Annotated in this window: 19 protein-coding genes and 1 pseudogene; 2 read left to right on the top strand and 18 right to left on the bottom strand. The window is 49.4% G+C overall.

The window, feature by feature from the left end:
* Window positions 1-154: 154 nt before the first annotated feature.
* Complete coding sequence (locus tag E1963_RS05685; RefSeq protein ID WP_132276195.1) at window positions 155-721, top strand: ferritin-like domain-containing protein; 567 nt, start codon at window positions 155-157, stop codon at window positions 719-721.
* An 82-nt stretch (window positions 722-803) separates the two neighbouring features.
* On the opposite strand, the gene E1963_RS05680 is transcribed toward E1963_RS05685, so the two are convergent.
* The 5 genes from E1963_RS05680 to E1963_RS05665 all read right to left on the bottom strand — a co-directional run bounded on the left by E1963_RS05680 (window position 804) and on the right by E1963_RS05665 (window position 3,489).
* Window positions 804-1,571 carry a CAP domain-containing protein gene (locus tag E1963_RS05680; RefSeq protein WP_132276193.1) on the bottom strand — a complete coding sequence of 256 codons (768 nt, stop codon included), beginning with the start codon at window positions 1,569-1,571 and terminating at the stop codon, window positions 804-806.
* A gap of 129 nt (window positions 1,572-1,700) precedes the next feature.
* Window positions 1,701-2,717 (bottom strand): sensor histidine kinase, encoded by a 1,017-nt coding sequence (locus E1963_RS05675; RefSeq protein ID WP_243117599.1) that lies wholly within the window; start codon window positions 2,715-2,717, stop codon window positions 1,701-1,703.
* Entirely contained in the window at window positions 2,659-2,973 is a 315-nt protein-coding gene (locus E1963_RS20495; RefSeq protein ID WP_243117598.1) for a hypothetical protein, read from the bottom strand. The genes E1963_RS05675 and E1963_RS20495 overlap by 59 nt, the downstream gene beginning before the upstream one ends.
* Window positions 2,960-3,067: a winged helix-turn-helix domain-containing protein gene (locus E1963_RS22550; protein WP_334295640.1), complete on the bottom strand. Its 108-nt coding sequence runs from the start codon at window positions 3,065-3,067 to the stop codon at window positions 2,960-2,962. Before E1963_RS22550 ends, E1963_RS20495 begins: the two co-directional genes overlap by 14 nt.
* Before the next feature lie 182 nt (window positions 3,068-3,249).
* Entirely contained in the window at window positions 3,250-3,489 is a 240-nt protein-coding gene (locus E1963_RS05665; protein ID WP_132276191.1) for a helix-turn-helix domain-containing protein, read from the bottom strand.
* Here E1963_RS05665 and E1963_RS22545 point away from each other — a divergent pair.
* Window positions 3,488-3,604: pseudogene (locus tag E1963_RS22545) on the top strand (small, acid-soluble spore protein, alpha/beta type); the annotation flags it as partial. The gene E1963_RS05665 and the pseudogene E1963_RS22545 overlap by 2 nt on opposite strands.
* Here the strand turns inward: E1963_RS22545 and E1963_RS05655 are convergent.
* The 13 genes from E1963_RS05655 to E1963_RS05595 form a co-directional block, all read right to left on the bottom strand.
* Window positions 3,599-3,940 carry a nucleotidyltransferase family protein gene (locus E1963_RS05655; RefSeq protein WP_167482120.1) on the bottom strand — a complete coding sequence of 114 codons (342 nt, stop codon included), beginning with the start codon at window positions 3,938-3,940 and terminating at the stop codon, window positions 3,599-3,601. The pseudogene E1963_RS22545 and the gene E1963_RS05655 sit on opposite strands and share 6 nt — an antisense overlap.
* 413 nt (window positions 3,941-4,353) lie before the next feature.
* Window positions 4,354-4,833 (bottom strand): 23S rRNA (pseudouridine(1915)-N(3))-methyltransferase RlmH, encoded by a 480-nt coding sequence (gene rlmH / locus E1963_RS05650; RefSeq protein WP_132276187.1) that lies wholly within the window; start codon window positions 4,831-4,833, stop codon window positions 4,354-4,356.
* 59 nt (window positions 4,834-4,892) lie between these two features.
* Window positions 4,893-5,669: a ZIP family metal transporter gene (locus tag E1963_RS05645; RefSeq protein WP_132276185.1), complete on the bottom strand. Its 777-nt coding sequence runs from the start codon at window positions 5,667-5,669 to the stop codon at window positions 4,893-4,895.
* Between the two features lie 138 nt (window positions 5,670-5,807).
* Window positions 5,808-7,196: an NADPH-dependent glutamate synthase gene (gene gltA, locus E1963_RS05640; RefSeq protein ID WP_132276183.1), complete on the bottom strand. Its 1,389-nt coding sequence runs from the start codon at window positions 7,194-7,196 to the stop codon at window positions 5,808-5,810.
* Window positions 7,196-8,083, bottom strand: coding sequence for a sulfide/dihydroorotate dehydrogenase-like FAD/NAD-binding protein (locus E1963_RS05635; RefSeq protein ID WP_132276181.1), 888 nt, complete (start codon window positions 8,081-8,083; stop codon window positions 7,196-7,198). Before E1963_RS05635 ends, gltA begins: the two co-directional genes overlap by 1 nt.
* Window positions 8,084-8,222: 139 nt before the next feature.
* Window positions 8,223-9,404: an iron-containing alcohol dehydrogenase gene (locus E1963_RS05630; protein WP_066576058.1), complete on the bottom strand. Its 1,182-nt coding sequence runs from the start codon at window positions 9,402-9,404 to the stop codon at window positions 8,223-8,225.
* A 200-nt stretch (window positions 9,405-9,604) separates the two neighbouring features.
* Window positions 9,605-10,894, bottom strand: a complete 1,290-nt coding sequence (locus tag E1963_RS05625; protein ID WP_167482119.1) for a chitobiase/beta-hexosaminidase C-terminal domain-containing protein — start codon at window positions 10,892-10,894, stop codon at window positions 9,605-9,607.
* 15 nt (window positions 10,895-10,909) lie between these two features.
* Window positions 10,910-11,749: a bifunctional methylenetetrahydrofolate dehydrogenase/methenyltetrahydrofolate cyclohydrolase FolD gene (folD, locus tag E1963_RS05620; protein ID WP_132276179.1), complete on the bottom strand. Its 840-nt coding sequence runs from the start codon at window positions 11,747-11,749 to the stop codon at window positions 10,910-10,912.
* A 14-nt stretch (window positions 11,750-11,763) separates the two neighbouring features.
* Window positions 11,764-13,434, bottom strand: coding sequence for a formate--tetrahydrofolate ligase (locus tag E1963_RS05615; protein WP_132276177.1), 1,671 nt, complete (start codon window positions 13,432-13,434; stop codon window positions 11,764-11,766).
* A 36-nt stretch (window positions 13,435-13,470) separates the two neighbouring features.
* Complete coding sequence (locus tag E1963_RS05610) at window positions 13,471-15,852, bottom strand: DNA translocase FtsK (RefSeq protein ID WP_132276175.1); 2,382 nt, start codon at window positions 15,850-15,852, stop codon at window positions 13,471-13,473.
* Between the two features lie 65 nt (window positions 15,853-15,917).
* Complete coding sequence (locus E1963_RS05605) at window positions 15,918-16,616, bottom strand: ClpP family protease (protein ID WP_132276173.1); 699 nt, start codon at window positions 16,614-16,616, stop codon at window positions 15,918-15,920.
* Window positions 16,617-16,668: 52 nt separating this feature from the next.
* On the bottom strand, window positions 16,669-17,949 hold the full coding sequence (locus E1963_RS05600) for an O-acetylhomoserine aminocarboxypropyltransferase/cysteine synthase family protein (RefSeq protein WP_132276171.1): 1,281 nt from the start codon (window positions 17,947-17,949) through the stop codon (window positions 16,669-16,671).
* Between the two features lie 10 nt (window positions 17,950-17,959).
* Entirely contained in the window at window positions 17,960-18,724 is a 765-nt protein-coding gene (locus E1963_RS05595) for a CFI-box-CTERM domain-containing protein (RefSeq protein ID WP_132276169.1), read from the bottom strand.
* Between the last annotated feature and the right edge of the window lie 46 nt (window positions 18,725-18,770).

Below are 18,770 nucleotides of genomic sequence, written 5' to 3'. Positions count from 1 at the left end.
TCCCATGTACGTTCCTCTACATCGGTTAATCATACCACTAAGCGGAGCTTTTTGCCACCTTACCGCCCTCTGATTCTTCAAATATCTGTATATATTCAACTTTTTATTCATAGATTGTTTAGTCAGGAGCTTTAAATTATAAGGAGTGAATGTTATGAATAATGATGTGAACCGCAACTGCGAATGCGAATGTAACGAAGCCAAGCCCCAGGCACCGAAAGAACCGTCTTACGCCGCTTCCGGTCCGTATCCTCCGGTCCGTATCTGTGAACGCAACAGAGCTTACGGAAGGATGATGCTCGATAATATGGGCGGCCAGAACTCAGAAATGTCGGCAGTGAGTCTTTACCTCTACAATAATCTGCTCATTGATGAAGATGCGCGCCTGTCTAAGATCTTTCACAAGATCAGCATCGTGGAAATGCACCATCTGGAAATATTCGGCCAGATTGCAAGGATGATGGGCGAGAACCCGCGCCTCTGGACTTACCGGGGAAACCAGATGGCATACTGGACGCCGGGCTACAATAATTATCCGATAGAAATCCGTCCTCTGCTTATCAACTCGTTGAACGGTGAGAAAAAAGCGGTCCAGAAATATGAAGAGCAATGCCGGAGGATAAAGGATAGGCATATTGTAGAATGCCTGAAACGCATCATCCGGGATGAAGAGATACATATCCAGATATTTGAAGCACTGCTGGAAGAATATTGTGGCTAGGGCAAATCGCCACGGGCACGCACAGAGAAAGAGGGAGATGCAGCTTGCATCCCCCTCTTTCTCCATCCGCCTATATGCTATCTTAGTATGTAAACAACTGGGTCCAGTAATTCGTTCCTTTCTGGTTCTGGTAGTGTCCCACGCCGATAGTCGTGTATTTGGAATTCATTATGTTAGCCCTGTGTCCCGGGCTGTTCATCCAGCCTTTCATAACCTCTTGCGGAGACTTCTGTCCCCATGCGATATTCTCGCCGGCTCCGCGGAATTTTACGCCTTGTTCTGTAAGCGCAGTATTGAAGCCTCTGCCGTCCGGTCTCGTATGTGAGAAAGAGATCTCTGTCTCTTTCGCGCGTACGAGCGCTGCTCTTGAAACATCTTCAGCCATCTTGAGCGCCGGAAGCCCTTCCTTGGCCCGCTCTGCATTGACAAGCGCCGCCACTTGTTGTGCAAATGTCTTATTGCTGCTTTCATCCTGGTCCGGCTTGTTGTCAGGCTTCGGATCGTCTGTATCCGGCTTATCTGTATCCGGTACATCCGGCGTCTCCGGAATATCCGGTGTTTCCGGTGTCTCCGGCGTCTCTGGAACATCTGTGCCGGGCTTGTTGTCCGGCTTATTCTGCCCGCCGCCATTATTGCCGGGACAGAGTTTATTAATAATTTCTTCTATGTTAAGCTTCTGCTTGAGCTGGTCATCCGTAATCTCATTTACGCTGACACCGCTGCCGCTCCCGACAATTACATATCCTTTTCTTACAGATCTGTTCCCTTCTGCCGCCTGTGATACTACCGGCGCTGCCATACTTGTTGCGACTGCCACTGCAGCCAATGTAATGAAAATTCTGTTTTTCATCTTCTCCTCCTTCTGGTCTGTATAATTGTTACAAATATATTACACATTTGTTACGTTATATATCGTACCATAAAAAGAAGATCTGGCAACATGTAATATCTGGAATCAGACAGCCGCTTCCGCCTTCTCCTACCGGAATACAAGGACAAATGCCATTCCATCTTCGTCCTTCTGGGCGAATATCTCACCGTCCATCCGCCGCATGATCTCGCGGCATATGTACAGCCCCAGTCCGTTGCCCTCCATCCCCCTGCTGTTGGCCGCACGGAAGAAAGTTTCAAAGATATGGTTAAATTCGTTGTCCGTCACCGGTTTGCCGGTGTTGTATATCCGTATCAGATGGCAGTAGTCTTCTTTATAAAAAGAGATATCAATCTTCCTCTCGTCCCCGTATTTGAAAGCATTCTCAAATATGTTCCCGAATACTTCCAGGGCACGTTCCAAATCTCCTTTCGGCAGAAGATTGTCATATTCTCCGACGATCAGATCTACCATGCGGATTCTGCATCTCTCCCGATAGGTGTCCAATACCCTGTCCATCAGGTCCGCCTGGTAAAATTCTCCTTCCTTTACCTGAATGTCCAGAATGTCTTCTCTGGAATTTTTCATGATTTCTTCCACATAGCGTTCGATTTCTGCCGCCTTTTCACCAATCTGATGTGCTGCATGCGTCTTCTGCACGTCGTCGCTGTACAGATTTTCTTCCAGCGCCTTTCCGTATAGCCGTATCGTGTGCAGCGGCGTCTTGATGTCGTGTGAAAGTGACAGCAGCATCGTCTTCTTCTCCTGCTCAAGTTCCAGATGCCTTCTTCTCGAGGATGCCAGCGAATTCCTCAGCTGGCTCATGCCCCGCATGAACTCACCGTAAAACCTGCTTTTTTCCTCTGTCACTTTCTCGGACAGCTGGCCGTTTGCCAGTTCATACGGCAGTTTCTTAAGCCGCAGGAAAGGACCTATCACCCGTGCCTTCAGATAGAGCAGCGCAGCAAGAAGAGCCGCCCCCATGATACCGGGCAACGCCTCCGTAAGCAGAAGTATCTTTTCCGTCTGAAATACCGGTTTTTCATAATCGAACCTTAAGAATCCTTTAAAGGCCCCTTCTATACAGAGGTACCACCTGGATTCCAGTCTGGTTCTTCTCCTCATAAAAAGCGGCTGTCTCTTTTTCTTCCTTAAGCTTGTATTCCGGGAGATACGAGACTTCTTTCACATATTGGAAAGATGACAGGTCGACATCCTGCGCCGTATCCCCCTCCTTAAGGGCATCGTATATCCTGTTTATTTCAGTGTTATACTCACCGCTTTGCACTACAGCTGCACCGTAGATTCCAATTAAAGCCATAACAGCCGAAAAGAGATAGATCAGGACAGCCGCCAGTATCATAGTTTTATATTTCTTCATATCTGTAACCAACTCCCCAGACTGTCACAATCCGCTTCGGCTCTCGGGGGCACTCCTCAATCTTGGCCCGCAGCATCTTGACATGTACGTTCAGTGTCTGGCTCTCGCTGATTATTGCCAGTCGGGAAGAAGCTGAAAGACAGATATCAACTGCAGGGGTCTGGTGGATGAATATCTTAAAGATGAGTAATAACCTGATGCGAAGGGGTTAAATGCCACTAATAATTCCCCAAAGCTAGAAGTCATTGTCAGCATAATGCATGTTGACAATGGCTTTTATTCTTTAAATATAAGAAGTTTATAAACAGGGATATCCAGCACATTAGCAATTTGAAACAGGGTATCTGAAGAAACAGAGGTGGGCATATTCGGGGCTTCAATATTGCTTAGATGGGTACGGCTTATATTGACCGCTTCCGCCAGTTCCAATTGGGTAAGTCCACTGAGTTTGCGGTAGTATGCAATATTTAAACCTAATTTGATATAGTCGTCAACATGGTTAAGATTATCTTTCATATGCTCTCCTTTCTTTTACTATAATTTTAACCAATGTGCTCTGGACAAATTCAAATATAAGGTTGTAAACGAACGGGGAGTACCTTTGACAGATGGTTACAATGGTGACTTAACACATGTATGCTGGTCTTATTATTTTGATAGGGGGACTTGAACATAGAAGGGAGCATAGAAAAGTCCTTCCCATAGAAATGTGGGAAGGACGGAATAAAAAGAGTCTTTCTATTTGAAATCTTAGTTCAAACTCATATGCAATGTCAAAAGCCTTATCAGCATAATAACTGACCTCTTCTGGCTCCATGTCTGCTAATATCATAATATCTACGTCTGAGTTTTCTCTCTGCTCCCCACGTGCATAGGAACCATACAAAATTATCTTTGTCAATTTATCCCCAAACAACTGCCTTATCTCCTGTGAAAATTCCAATAATATGTCATGTATGTTTTTCATTGCCATCACTCCTTGCCTGTGATTCTTTCCGTGAGCTGATTACTTTTATTACAGCAGCAACGAGAGCGACAACTACTAGATTGTAAGCGAAAGAAGTCTTCCTGCTTTTTTATAGACTTATTATAGCATACCAGTTTGGAATACTCAATTTTATATAGGAGATATGACTATCTTTAAATTCTTTCATTCAGTCGCCGCAGATGGAGCCACCCAAGTGTAACCGTATAATCTTATATGGTTTTACTTAGTCTTAGTTGTACCAATACTTTTTTATGGGCTGAGATATCCGCAGAGTATAGAAAAAAGCATAACTCCTGCACTTAGAAGTTATGCCCTGCTGAATCGGAGTAACAGGATTTTCCATCCAGCTCTTCTATTGATTCAATTTCATGCATAATGCCATAATTTCGCCTTTACTTATGATACGGCTCACCATTCATAATCCGGTAGCTTCTGTATATCTGTTCCAGCAAGATGACCCGCATCAGCTGGTGCGGAAAGGTCATGTTAGAGAAGCTCAGCCTGTAATCAGACCGTCTCGTGACAATCTCATGCAGGCCGAGAGAGCCACCTATGACGAAAGAGATGCTGCTCGTCCCTTCAATCCCGAGCCTGTCAAGCTTACGGGACAGGGCAGCGGAATCCGGCTGCTCTCCATCGATTTCCAGCGTGATCACATAGTCTGTTTCTTTGATGTGCTTCAGCAGGCGCAGGGCTTCCTTCTCCTTAATCTGGCACTCAAGCGCCTCACCTGCCTTATCCGGCGTCTTTTCATCCTGTACTTCGATAATATTCAGCCTGCAGTAGCGGCCAAGCCGCTTCTTAAATTCATCAACCGCCTGCCGGTAAAATGCCTCTTTCACCTTCCCAACGGCAAGAATCGTAATATTCATATACTTCTTTTCCCTTCTTCCGTATACCACATGCCTGTGGCACGTTTATCTTTGCTGCATTAGCCAAGTGCCACATCCAGTATCATCATAAGTACGAACCCTGATGCAAAACCGATAGTGCCTATGTTGCTGTGGCTTCCCTCTGCCGATTCGGGAATCAGCTCTTCCACCACGACATATATCATAGCTCCAGCTGCAAATGCCAGCAGATAAGGCAGTATCGGCGTGATATAGGCTGCCAGCAGGACAGTGATTCCCCCTGCTATCGGTTCTACGATGCCTGACAACGTTCCATACAGGAACGCCTTGCCCCTTCCTTTGCCCTCGCTTCTAATCGGCAGGGAGACGATGAATCCCTCCGGCAGGTTCTGTATCGCGATGCCGATAGACAAGGCAAATGCTCCCGCCACCGTGACGTTGGTGTTGTGGGTCAGCAGCCCGGCAAACACGGCACCACTTGATATACCCTCCGGTATATTATGTATGGTGACCGCCAGCACGAGCATGGTGGATTTCTTCAGAGTACACTTCGGTCCCTCGGACTCATCGCAGCCGATGTGCAGATGTGGGATAGCCCGGTCCAGGAACAGCAGAAATGCGATACCGATGACAAATCCGACTGCCGCCGGAACAAAGGCTAATCTGCCCATATCTTCAGACATATCCATGGCCGGTATGAGAAGCGACCAGACGGAGGCTGCGACCATGACGCCGGCCGCAAATCCGAGCAGCGCCTTCTGGATCAATGGTTTCAGCTCTCTTCGCATGAACAGTACGCACGCCGCCCCCACGGTCGTGCCGATGAAAGGAATCATCAAGCCCCAAAATATAGTCATATATAGTAAACCTTCTTTCTAATTATTGATTTTCCCCATTATCATACCATAATCGTCAAACATGGTATAGGGTGTAATTGAAAAGAACCGCAGCACTTGCGGCTGCGGTCCCTTATATATCTAAATGGATTCCTGTATTTATTTATTGCTCAGCAGTTCATGGATTCCCTTTGCGCCTGCTTTACCTGCTCCCATTGCAAGGATTACCGTAGCTGCTCCGGTTACCGCGTCCCCTCCGGCATATACACATGCCTTGGAGGTCTGGCCGTTCTCTTCCTCTGCCACGATACATTTTCTCCTGTTTGTCTCCAGGCCCTTTGTGGTGGACGCAATCAATGGATTCGGTGAAGTTCCAAGCGACATGATGACCGTGTCCAGTTCCATCTCATACTCGGATCCCGGTATCTCCACGGGACGCCTTCTTCCTGAAGCATCAGGCTCGCCCAGTTCCATCTTGATGACCCTCATTCCGCGCACCCATCCGTTCTCGTCCACAAGAATCTCTTTTGGATTTGTGAGCAGGTTAAAGATGATTCCTTCTTCCATCGCGTGATGCACCTCTTCCACTCTGGCCGGAAGCTCTGCCTCGCTTCTTCTGTATACGATGTGTACTTCAGCGCCGAGGCGGAGGGCCGTTCTTGCCGCATCCATCGCCACGTTGCCGCCGCCTACGACCGCGACTTTCCTGCCGGCTGCGATCGGCGTGTCATAGTTGTCATCGAACGCCTTCATCAGGTTGCTTCTCGTCAGGTATTCATTGGCAGAGAAGACTCCGTTTGCCGTCTCCCCCGGGATTCCCATGAACATCGGAAGCCCGGCTCCTGAACCGATGAACACAGCTTCAAAGTCTTCCTCTTCCATGAGCTGGTCGATGGTGGTAGACTTGCCTATTACGACATTCGTCTCAAACTTGACTCCAAGCTCTTTTACCTTTTCAATCTCTTTCTTTACGACCTTCTCTTTCGGAAGACGGAATTCAGGTATACCGTACACGAGAACTCCTCCAAGCTCATGGAGCGCCTCAAATACCGTCACGTCATATCCCATCTTAGCCAGGTCCCCCGCACACGTAAGCCCTGACGGGCCGGAACCGATGACAGCAACCTTATGCCCGTTCATCTTTTCAGCCTTCTGGGGTTTGATATCATGTTCCAGGGCATAGTCAGCGACAAAACGTTCCAGCTTGCCGATAGAGACCGGCTCCCCTTTTATCCCTCGGATGCATTTGCATTCGCATTGGGACTCCTGGGGACATACGCGTCCACAGATAGCCGGGAGCGCTGAGGACTCTCCTATCACCTTGTATGCCCCTTCGATATCCCCTTCTTTTACTTTAGAGATAAATCCAGGAATGTTGATTGCAACAGGACAGCCCTGGATACATTTCGCATTCTTGCAGTTCAGGCAGCGGACCGCCTCTTCCACCGCCTCTTCTTTATCATAACCGTAGCAGACTTCTTCAAAGTTAGTCGCTCTTACCTTTGCCTCCTGTTCTCTGACAGGGACCTTCTTCAATACATCAGCCATTAGTTGTCACCTCCGCAGTTGCCACATCCGCCGTGATGGGTGTCGCCTTCTTGTAATTTCAGCAGCGCACGTCCTTCCTGTGTCTTGTACATCTGCTGTCTCTTCATCGCCTCATCAAAGTTGACGAGATGACCGTCAAATTCCGGACCGTCAACACAGGCGAACTTTATGTCTTCTCCCACATGGAGACGGCATGCTCCGCACATACCGGTTCCGTCTACCATTATCGGGTTCATGCTGACGATGGTCGGAATGCCGAGCTTCTTCGTCAGCAGACAGACGAACTTCATCATGATCATAGGGCCGATTGCAACGCAGACGTCATAATTGTTGCCTTCTTCTACCAGCTTCTCGATCTTCGTCGTGACCATGCCTGCATGGCCGTATGTACCGTCATCTGTACAAGGATAGTAGTTGCCTGCCACAGCCTCCATCTCACCCTCCAGGATAAGCATGTCTTTCGTCTTGGAGCCTACGATGACATCCACATCTACGCCGTGCTCATGGAGCCATTTTACCTGAGGATATACAGGAGCCGCGCCTACGCCGCCGCCTACGAACAGCATCTTTTTCTTCTTCAGGCTCTCAATGTCCTCATATACGAATTCGGACGGGCATCCGAGAGGACCTGTAAAGTCTCTGAACGCATCTCCGGCTTTCAGTCCGGCCATCTTTTCTGTGGACGCGCCTACGGTCTGGAATACGATCGTAATCGTTCCCGCTTCCCTGTCATAGTCACATATCGTAAGTGGAATTCTTTCCCCTTTTTCATCCATTTTCACGATGACAAACTGGCCAGGAGCGCAATGCCTTGCGACACGCGGTGCTTCTACGTCCATAAGATAAATCTTATCAGCCGGATTTTCGGCTTTTAATATCTTGTACATCTCATTTCCTCCTAATATTTAATACTTATTCCATAATAATGCATATATTACGAAATATCAAGTAGCTTATTAGCTAAGAAGTCAAATATTCTCACTAAAAGACAGGTGCTTTACGGCACCTGTCTTTTATGTACTTATATTAAAAATCAACTTCTGTTCCGTAATATATGCACGTAAATAATTTTTCCATAGCGGCCGGATCGATAGGACGTGGGTTGGAGCCTGTGCATGCGTCACCGACAGCAAGCTCTGATATGTTGGCTATCTTTTCCTTAAACTCGTCTTCTATGATGCCGAACTCTTTGAGTGTCTTAGGTATGTCGAATTCTGCATTCATGGCATCTATCTTCTTACACAGGCTGTTGATAAGCGCCTGTTCGGATGTCCCGTCCAGTCCCATACGGCGCGCGATTTCGGCATAACGGGATGCTGCTTTGGCATCTTTTGCATTATATCTGATTACGTATGGCAGATACATTGCATTGGCGCATCCATGGGTGATATGTCCGGTAGAGAATGCCGCGCCCGTCTTGTGGGCCATAGAGTGTACGATACCAAGCAGCGCATTTGAAAAAGCCATTCCCGCAAGACACTGTGCATAGTGCATCTGTTCCCTGGCGGTCATATTTCCATGATAGGATGCAGGCAGATAATCAAGCACCATCTCAATCGCCTGGAGTGCAAGCGGATCTGTGAATGCACAGTTCAATGTTGAAACATAGGCTTCGATCGCATGGGTCAGCGCGTCCATTCCCGTATAAGCCACCTGCTTCACCGGGAGCCCTTCCACCAGCTCAGGGTCTACAATCGCAACATCAGGCGTAATATTAAAATCTGCAAGCGGATATTTTACTCCGGTCTCATAGTTTGTAATTACTGAGAATGCCGTAACTTCCGTTGCGGTCCCTGACGTAGAAGGAATCGCTGCGAACTTCGCTTTCTGCCTCAGTTCAGGGAAGTTAAATGGAATACAGAGGTCCTCGAACGTCGTGTCCGGATATTCGTAGAATGCCCACATAGCCTTTGCGGCGTCAATCGGGGAGCCGCCGCCCATGGATACGATCCAGTCAGGCTCGAACTTACGCATAGCCTCCGCGCCTCTCATGACGGTCTCTACGGACGGGTCCGGCTCTACCCCCTCAAACAGCTCAACCTCCATCCCTGCTTCCTTCAGATATCCAACCGCTTTGTCCAGAAATCCCTGGCGCTTCATCGAGCCACCGCCCACGACAAGAATTGCTTTCTTTCCCTTCAGGTTCTTCAATTCTTCCAGACAGCCTTTTCCGTGATATACGTCTCTTGGTAATGTAAATCTGCTCATTGTCCCCATCTCCTTTTGAATGATTTGTTAATAATTTATCAATATATACATATTATAGTCCTGTTAAATAATTAACGCAATAGAATCAATGGAAATTCTTGTATTTATTCTCATACAATTTGATAAATTTTGAAAGGGGTCAGACCCCCCGCGTGCCGGGGGGCTGACCCCTTTCAAAATTTATTATATTATCTGACAATTCATTCTGGTTCGTACATATAGTTTCTCGTCGTGACTCCGCTCGTACGACCCTTGCCGTTAACAAGGATGGCCTTGAATATCGTCTCGCCCTGTGGCATGTCTATCGGGCCTTCGTACTTTGTGGATGCGGTAGTCGGATCACTTTTATCCATCGTATAATAGGCTTCGTAGCCATCGGGCACTTTAATCTCTATCTGCGTGGCCGTGCTGTATTGACCTGTGGACGGCGATACGGCCGGGGCATCCTCTACCGGCAGCTCTACGGTAAATGTCTTCTTCACCGGCAGGCTCGGCACTCCTTCTTTGTTCACAGCGATAGCCGTGATGATGTTCTCGCCTTCTTCCAGATGTATCGGCTCTTTATACTTTTCGCTTTCCGTATCAGGCTCGCTGCCATCTGTCGTATAGTAAACCGCCGCTTCATGGGACTTGAGCGTAAGCTCCTGCACTTCTTCAAAGGTCTCTTTGTCGTCCAGGCTGAAAGATGGTCCGTCTATGATATATTCGCCCAGCCTTTCTGCCACGTTGTCTGCTACATCCTCAAGAAGTACGGGAATCTGCATCTTCTGGTCTGTATCCATGTAGAAGCCCACACAAGCTTCGTAGAGATCTGCATTTTTCGTCTGCTTATCGATGGCATTCAAGAATACGTCTTCTGCCTTGTCCAGTTCATCCTGTGCTATATATACTTTGGAAAGACCGGTATAGGCTTCCGCTTTTTCCGGCTTCTTGGCAATGGCCTTTTTGAAATAAGTCTCCGCCTTTTCGTATGCTTTCTCTTTTTGTGCACTGTAACCTTTATTTACGATGCCTGTATAAGAATTCTGATAGCATACGATTCCAATCGCGGCGGCGGCAACGACAAGCACAGCCAGGATGATGAGAGCTTTCCTGCGCTTTTTGCGTTTCATGGCTTTCCGCCGCTCCATCTGCCTCCTGCGCTGCTCTTTTTCTGACATCACCCTGCCTGTCGTATTCCTGCCAGTATTCCGTCCGGTGCTCCTCCCTGCGGGGCTTCTGCCGATATTCCTCCCTGTACTGGTGTTCCGTCTTGTGCCTGTGTTCCGGCCGGTGCCCGTATTCCTGCCCCTGGCAGCCGTGTCTCCCGTAAACATGTCATAATCACTGTCGGACAAGGCACCTTCCTCATCATTGATAGACACCTTGATCTGTGCCGTCAGCATATCATCCAAAGGATTATAGTCGGGAACAATGCGGACTTCCTTTCCACATGCTTCGCAATATAACATACCTTCCGGTATTTCGTGCCCGCAATACCTACATTTCATCTCTACGTTAACCTCCTACTTCCTTGCAGCCTCAACACAATTGCTCATCAACATGGCAATTGTCATCGGCCCAACTCCTCCTGGAACTGGTGTGATTGCCGCCGCTTTCTCTTTTACATCGTCAAAGTCCACATCTCCGCACAGCTTATTGTCTTCGTTCCTGTGTATTCCGACATCAATGACGACTGCCCCCTCTTTTATATACTCCGCTGTTATAAACTTCGGTTTCCCAACTGCAGCTACCAGTATATCCGCCCTCTTTGTCACTTCCCTCAAATCTCTTGTCCTGGAATGCGCCACTGTCACGGTCCCGTTTTCCCTCAGCAGCAGCAAAGCCATAGGCTTTCCAACGATATTGCTCCGGCCGACAACGACGCACTCCTTTCCTTCTATCTCTATCCCGGAACGCTTCAGCAGCTGGATGATGCCCGCCGGCGTACAAGGTACAAATCCTTTTTCGCCGATACAGAGCCTTCCCGCGCTCTCCGGGTGAAATCCATCCACATCTTTATCCGGATGTATGGCACGGATTACCGAATCTTCATCAATATGCCCGGGTAAAGGCAGCTGTACCAGTATCCCATCTACCTTATCGTCCCCGTTCAGCCTGTCAATCAGGGAGAGCAGCTCTTGTTCTGAAGTATGCTCTTCTAGCTCATATGACTCTGATTCGATCCCAACATAGTCACATGCCTTTTTCTTATTTCCGACATATATGGAGGATGCCGGATCGCTGCCGACCTGGATGACCGCTAGGCAGACATGTCTGCCCTCTGCGGCCAGATGCGCCGCTTCCTCTTTTAATTCATCCTTTATCTGTGCGGAAATCGCTTTCCCGTCAATTAACATGGCCATATCTTCTTAACTCCTTAAAATAATCCTACTATATTGCCTTCCTCTGACACATCGATGCCGTTTGCCGCCGGTACCTTCGGAAGTCCCGGCATCGTCATGACCGCTCCTGTCAGCGCTACGACAAATCCTGCCCCTGCACTGACATACACTTCTCTGATATGTATGTCAAAATCAGTCGGACGGCCGAGCTTCTTGGCATCATCGGACAGGGAATACTGGTTCTTTGCCATGCAGACAGGCAGCTCCCCGAATCCCATGGACGTTATCTTGGCGAGCTGCTTCTGCGCGGCCGGTTCGTATACGACACCCCTTGCCCCATAGATTTCTCTTGATATCGTCTCAATCTTCTCTTCCAGAGACAGCGCGTCCTCATACAGCGTATGGAACCGGCTCTTCTTGTTCTCCAGCGTATCGAGCACCTTTTCGGCAAGGGCGATGCCGCCTTCCCCGCCTTTTTCCCATACTTCCGACAAAGCGAACTCACAGCCCTTCTCTTCACAGAAATTACGGATAAGCTCGTTTTCCGCATCAGTATCCGTGATAAATGAGTTCAGTGTGACAACTACAGGAATGTCATATTTCTGAATGTTTTCAATATGTTTCTCAAGATTTACGATTCCCTTTTTCAGGGCTTCTATATTCTCTTTTGCCAAATCATTTTTCGCAACTCCACCATTATACTTCAAAGCACGCACAGTTGCAACCAAAACAACCGCATCTGGTTTAAAACCTGCTTTTCTGCACTTGATATCGAGGAATTTCTCTGCTCCGAGATCAGCCCCAAAGCCTGCCTCCGTTATGGTGATATCGCTCAGCTTCAGAGCCATCTTCGTCGCCCGCACGCTGTTGCAGCCGTGCGCGATATTCGCAAAAGGTCCTCCGTGGACAAGCGCAGGCGTTTGTTCCAGCGTCTGGATCAGATTTGGCTTGATAGCATCTTTCAAAAGCGCGGTCATGGCACCGGTAGCCTCCAGATCATCAGCAGTTACGGGGTCGCCGGCAAAATTGTAAGCCACGATGATTCTTCCAAGCCTGTCCTTCAGATCATGTATATCATCCGCCAGGCAGAGGATTGCCATGATTTCAGAAGCTACTGTAATTACAAAATGGTCTTCCCTTACCATGCCGTCCATCTTGCTTCCGAGCCCGACCACGATATTGCGCAGGCTCCTGTCGTTCATGTCGAGACATCTCTTCCACACTACCTGCCGGGGATCGATCTGAAGCGCATTCCCCTGCTGTATATGATTGTCCAGAAGTGCTGCCAGCAGATTGTTGGCGGAAGTGATTGCATGGAAATCTCCTGTAAAGTGCAGGTTCAGGTCTTCCATAGGCACGACCTGTGCATATCCTCCACCGGCCGCTCCGCCTTTGATGCCAAAGCAGGGGCCAAGGGATGGTTCCCGAAGCGCGATAATCGCCTTCTTATCAAGCCTCGCCATCGCCTCGCCGAGGCCTACCGTCGTCGTCGTCTTCCCTTCTCCGGCCGGCGTAGGATTTATCGCAGTGACAAGCACAAGCTTTCCATCCGGCCTGTCCTTTACTTTTTCCCACACGTCGTCGGACAGCTTCGCTTTATACTTGCCGTAAAACTCCAGCTCATCCTCTGTAATCCCCACTTTTGCGGCAACATCTTTGATATGTGCCATGTTCGCTTCCTGTGCAATCTGAATATCTGTCTTCATTTGTCAACCATTTCCTTTCCACTTGATTCTGTAAGCTTACTCTTCCATATAGCGTTCAAATTCGTCGGCCGTCATAAGGATCTTCCTCGGCTTGGTACCTTCTTCTCCCCCTACGACGCCTGCCTCGCACAGCTGGTCCATGATGCGTGCGGCCCTGTTGAATCCGATTTTAAATGTCCGCTGGAGCATGCCGATGGATGCCTTTTCCTTCTCTATGATGAGGCGGGCCGCCTCTACAAAATACGTGTCGCGGTCATCTCCCTCCGATGCACCGGCTCCCGCATAGCCTCCGGCCGCGCTCGTATTGACATGGTTCTCTATCTCTTCGCTGTACGCGGCGTCTCCGTTGTGGATTTTCAGATAATCAACGACGCTCTGCACTTCCTTATCCGATACAAAGGCTCCCTGCACTCTGGCCGGCTTCTGGTAACCGGAAGGATAAAAGAGCATGTCCCCTTTGCCGAGCAGCTTCTCAGCGCCATTCATATCTATGATAGTCCGGGAGTCTACGCCGGAAGACACTGAAAACGCAATCCTGGAAGGCATATTAGCCTTTATAAGACCTGTGATAACGTTGACAGACGGCCTCTGGGTGGCGATGACAAGATGGATTCCCGCCGCCCTCGCAAGCTGTGCGAGACGGCAGATGGCTTCCTCTACTTCTCCCGGCGCGACCATCATCAGGTCTGCCAGCTCGTCCACGATGATAACTATCTGAGGCATTTTCTCCGGCTTCCTGCCGTCTATCTCAGGCATCTCAGGAACTTTGCCGTTGTACCCTCTGATATCTCTCACATTGTATTCTGCAAACGCCTTATACCGCCGCTCCATCTCAGCAACAGCCCAGTTCAGGGCACCTGCCGCCTTCTTCGGATCTGTGACCACCGGAATCATAAGGTGGGGAATGCCGTTGTATACACTGAGTTCAACAACCTTAGGATCCACCATGATCAGCTTCACTTCATCCGGTGCAGCTTTGTACAGGATGCTCATGATGAGCGTATTGATACACACCGACTTTCCGGAACCTGTAGCACCAGCCACGAGGAGATGTGGCATCCTTGCAATATCTGTGACGACCGCTTTGCCGCCGATGTCCTTACCTGCAGCAAAAGAAAGCTTCGACGCGCTGTTTTTAAATTCTGCCGTCTCCAGCAGGTCTCTCAGCATGACAGCAGCATTCTCCTTGTTCGGAACCTCGATTCCCACGGCGGCTTTCCCTGGTATCGGGGCCTCAATTCTGATATCCGCAGCGGCCAGGTTCAGCTTGATGTCGTCCGCCAGCCCCACGATCTTGCTCACCTTGACACCCATCTCCGGCTGGAGCTCATACCGGGTGACAGCAGGTCCACAGCTTACATTCGTAACTGTCACATTGACTCCAAAGTTCTGAAGCGTCCGCTGAAGCTTCATCGCTGTCTCGCGCAGCGCTGCATCCGACTCTCCTGCGTTCTTCTTCCCCTTCGTCAAAAGGGAGATCGGCGGGTACTTATATGCCTTCTTAGGCCTGGCCTCGGCAGCGGCGACGCTGGCGGCTACTCCGGCAGCCTCGGCGGCTATGCCGGCCTTGTCATTTCTCTTCTCTGCCATATGTGCAGGCCTGTCCGGAACCAAAGCCTCTTCTGCCGTCCCAGGCAGCGCTTCTTCCTGCAGCTCTGCCGGCTTCGGCATCTCGCCGCGGTTAATGACGAACTGCGGTTCTTCTGCATGCCCCTGGAGCGGATCATCGGACGGCGGCGCCGTCAGCTCTTTGACTTCCGGTGATTTTTTAGCTATCGTAGTATCAAAAGATACTCCTTCCACATGATGAGCCGACCGTTTTGTCTCCTCCTGGCGCCCGCTGCGCTTCAGGTCTCTTTCCGCTCTTCTCTCTTCCGCCTGCTCCCGCCTCTTCTGCGCATCTCTTCTGGCCTTGTCATACGCTCTGTCACTTTGCTTCTTTACCCCTTTAAGCGCTGACTTACCGGTTATGATTACGATGCAGATAATCATCAGTATAATATCGACGACATATGTACCTGCTGTTCCGATGGCCGGCACGAGAGCTCCCGCAAGCACCTCCCCGAGCTCTCCCCCTCTGCCGTCTATCAGGTGAAGCAGCACACATGCAAGGACAAGCAGCACAAGCCCCGTAGCCGCCTTCATGTATGCGGCAAAATTGCCTTTATTGGATACAATAAAGGCAACAAATCCAAACAGGACAAATGGGATTACATATGCCGCCCATCCAAATACATCTATTAGAAATGATGAAATGGCCGCTCCCACGAATCCGCCCGTTCCAAAATTACTGATCAGAATCAGGATGCTGACGGCAAGTGTCGACCAGATGATGATTTCATCCCTCACGAAACTCTGTTCGCTGCTTTTTTTCTTTGTCTGCCGCGTATTCTTCCTCTTTTTTGACTTTGCAGCCATAATAGTTCCCCCTTATTTATTGGCACATACTATCTATAGTATAGCATCTTTAAAAAGGGCTGTCATTACATATTTTCGTGCTTTTTCCTGCGCTCTTCGTCTATCATTTCGTGCAATTTATGCAACGCCTGGCTCATGCCGCCGACCTCGTCTATGAGCCCTTCCTTCACGGCGTCCTCTCCCTCGAGCAGCGTGCCGACATCTTTCACAAGCTCTGTCGGATTCAGCATCAGCTTCTCGATTCGTTCCTGGGTCATGTTGGAATGATCTGAAAGAAACCGGGTGATCCTGTCCTGTGTGCGGAGCATGTTCCGCAGGCTCTGTTCCACTCCTATGAACATACCGCTGGAGCGGACCGGATGTATGATCATCGTCCCGCTCGGCACGATGAATGAATACTGTGCCGACACTGCCAGCGGTCCGCCGATAGAATGGCTGCCCCCAAGCACGAGCGATACGGTCGGTTTGCTGAGTGACGAAATCATCTCCGCAATAGAGAGGCCTGCCTCCACATCACCGCCGAGCGTATTGAGCAGTATGAGCATGCCTTCTATCTCTTCATTGTCCTCCACTTCTGCCAGCATCGGCAGCAGATGTTCGTACTTCGTAGCCTTCGTATTGCCCGATGCGGCCTCATGCCCCTCTATCTCTCCGATAATCGTAAGCAGCTTGATGCGGTGGCTGCTTCTGCTTCCATCCAAATCTGCGCTTCCCATCTCTTTGATCTGATTATTCTTCTGTTCTTCTTTGTCTTGATCTGCCATTAAAATAACACCTCCATACCATTTTTAATAGTATGGAGGTGTATTGCTGATTTTATACTTGCCTTAACGCCTGTTCCAGATCGGCGATGATGTCATCGATGTTCTCTATTCCGACGCTGAAGCGAATCAGATCCGGCTGGACGCCTGCTTCCATAAGCTCCTGCTCGTTCATCTGCCGGTGCGTGTGGCTGGCCGGATGCAGCACGCAGCTTCTCGCGTCTGCAACATGTGTCACTATGGCAATCATATCAAGGCTGTCCATCATCCTTACCGCCGCGTCTCTACCTTCTTTCAGGCCAAAGGTTATGACGCCGCATGTGCCGCCCGGCATATACTTCTGAGCAAGCTCATGGTACTTATCTCCCGGCAGTGCAGGACAGCTTACCCAGGCGACCTTCTCATGATCTTGAAGATACCTTGCTGCGGCGAGCGCGTTCTGGCAGTGCCGTTCCATGCGAAGAGCCAGCGTCTCCAGGCCGATATTGAGCAGAAATGCATTCTGTGGCGCCTGAATGGAGCCAAGATCTCTCATGAGCTGTGCGGTTGCCTTCGTGATATATGCGCCTTTGCCGAACCGTTCCGTATATACGATACCATGATAGGTCTCATCCGGAGTTGTAAGTCCCGGAAACTTGTCAGCATGGGCCGCCCAGTCGAAATTGCCGCTGTCCACGATGGCACCGCCCACGCTTGTGGCATGTCCGTCCATATACTTGGTCGTGGAATGGGTGACGATATCCGCTCCCCATTCAAAAGGACGGCAGTTGACGGGCGTTGCGAATGTATTGTCTACGATGAACGGTACTCCATGCGCATGTGCGGCTTTGGCGAACTTCTCAAAATCCAGGACTACAAGGGCGGGATTGGCTATCGTCTCTCCGAATACGGCTTTCGTTCTGTCCGTGAAAGCCGCGTCAAGCTCTTCCTCCGTACAGTCCGGATCCACGAATGTGGCGTCCACCCCCATCTTCTTAATCGTGTGGGCATACAGGTTATATGTACCTCCGTAGAGTGCAGAGGCACATACGATATGGTCTCCCACCTCTACGATATTCATGATAGCGTAAAAGCTGGCTGCCTGTCCAGAGGACGTAAGCATTGCAGCCACGCCGCCCTCCATATCGCAGATCTTAGCTGCCACCGCATCGTTGGTCGGATTCTGAAGTCTTGTATAGAAATAGCCGGACTCCTCCAGGTCGAACAGACGTCCCATCTGCTCGCTGTTGTCATACTTAAATGTGGTGCTCTGGTATATCGGCAGAATTCTGGGCTCCCCGTTTCCAGGCTGATATCCTGACTGGATACATTTTGTTTCCATTTTGTAATTGCTCATACAAGCCCTCCTATGAATATAAGTATTTTTTCTGCAGATTCCGGACCATGCGTGTATACAGCTCCTTGCACTGCTCCTCTTCTCCGGCCTCGATATAGCTGATGCATGGGGCGAGACAGATCTTGTACAGTTCCTCGTATATTTCATCAGCGTCCTTCTGCATATTGATAATCTGGACGATTCCAGGCGCGATATCATAATACTCATCCACGAGCGCCCGTCCGTCCTCTGTGCCCATAAGGTATGCGTCCCTGTATGCGCGCAGCGTCGTCAGCTCATAACAGTCGTCCGGCTTGTCCTGCCGTTCGCAGACTGCTGTCGTGATAAAGCAGAAGCCTTTTTTGAAGCCACCGGCAATGTCATCATAGCTTGATTGGCCAAGGGTCAGCGACGTGACATGTTTTTCATTCCACACTTCCACCATACGTGACGCCACCTTTTCGCAATACTCGTTATGGGTATATGTAATCATCGGTACAACGTAGACTGCCATATTCATATTGTAGTCTACGGAATTCCTCTCTTTTCTGCTCTTTGACAGGCCCTGCATCTTAACGATTGCGTAGTCAGGGATGACATGGGCAAGGTCCTCAGCTACGGATTCTTTCTCCTCCTCCGGAGCTTCCTCGCACAGGCGGGCGATATCCGCAACCGTGCCCTTGAACTTGTCATAACCATCCTTGAATATGCCTTCATATGTCTTGCGTTTAAAATGTTTGATCTGCGTCAGCATCTCTTCAAAGAGCTGGATTAGTTCCTGCTTTGTCTGTTCCATAAGTCTCCTCTCTGGCAATGCCCTTGCAAGCAAGCATTGTTATTCG

Origin of the sequence: Extibacter muris (assembly GCF_004345005.1) — a bacterium.
GTDB lineage: Bacteria > Bacillota > Clostridia > Lachnospirales > Lachnospiraceae > Extibacter > Extibacter muris.
Note: the sequence above shows the minus strand (reverse complement) of the source record. Positions and strands in the feature narration are given on the sequence as shown.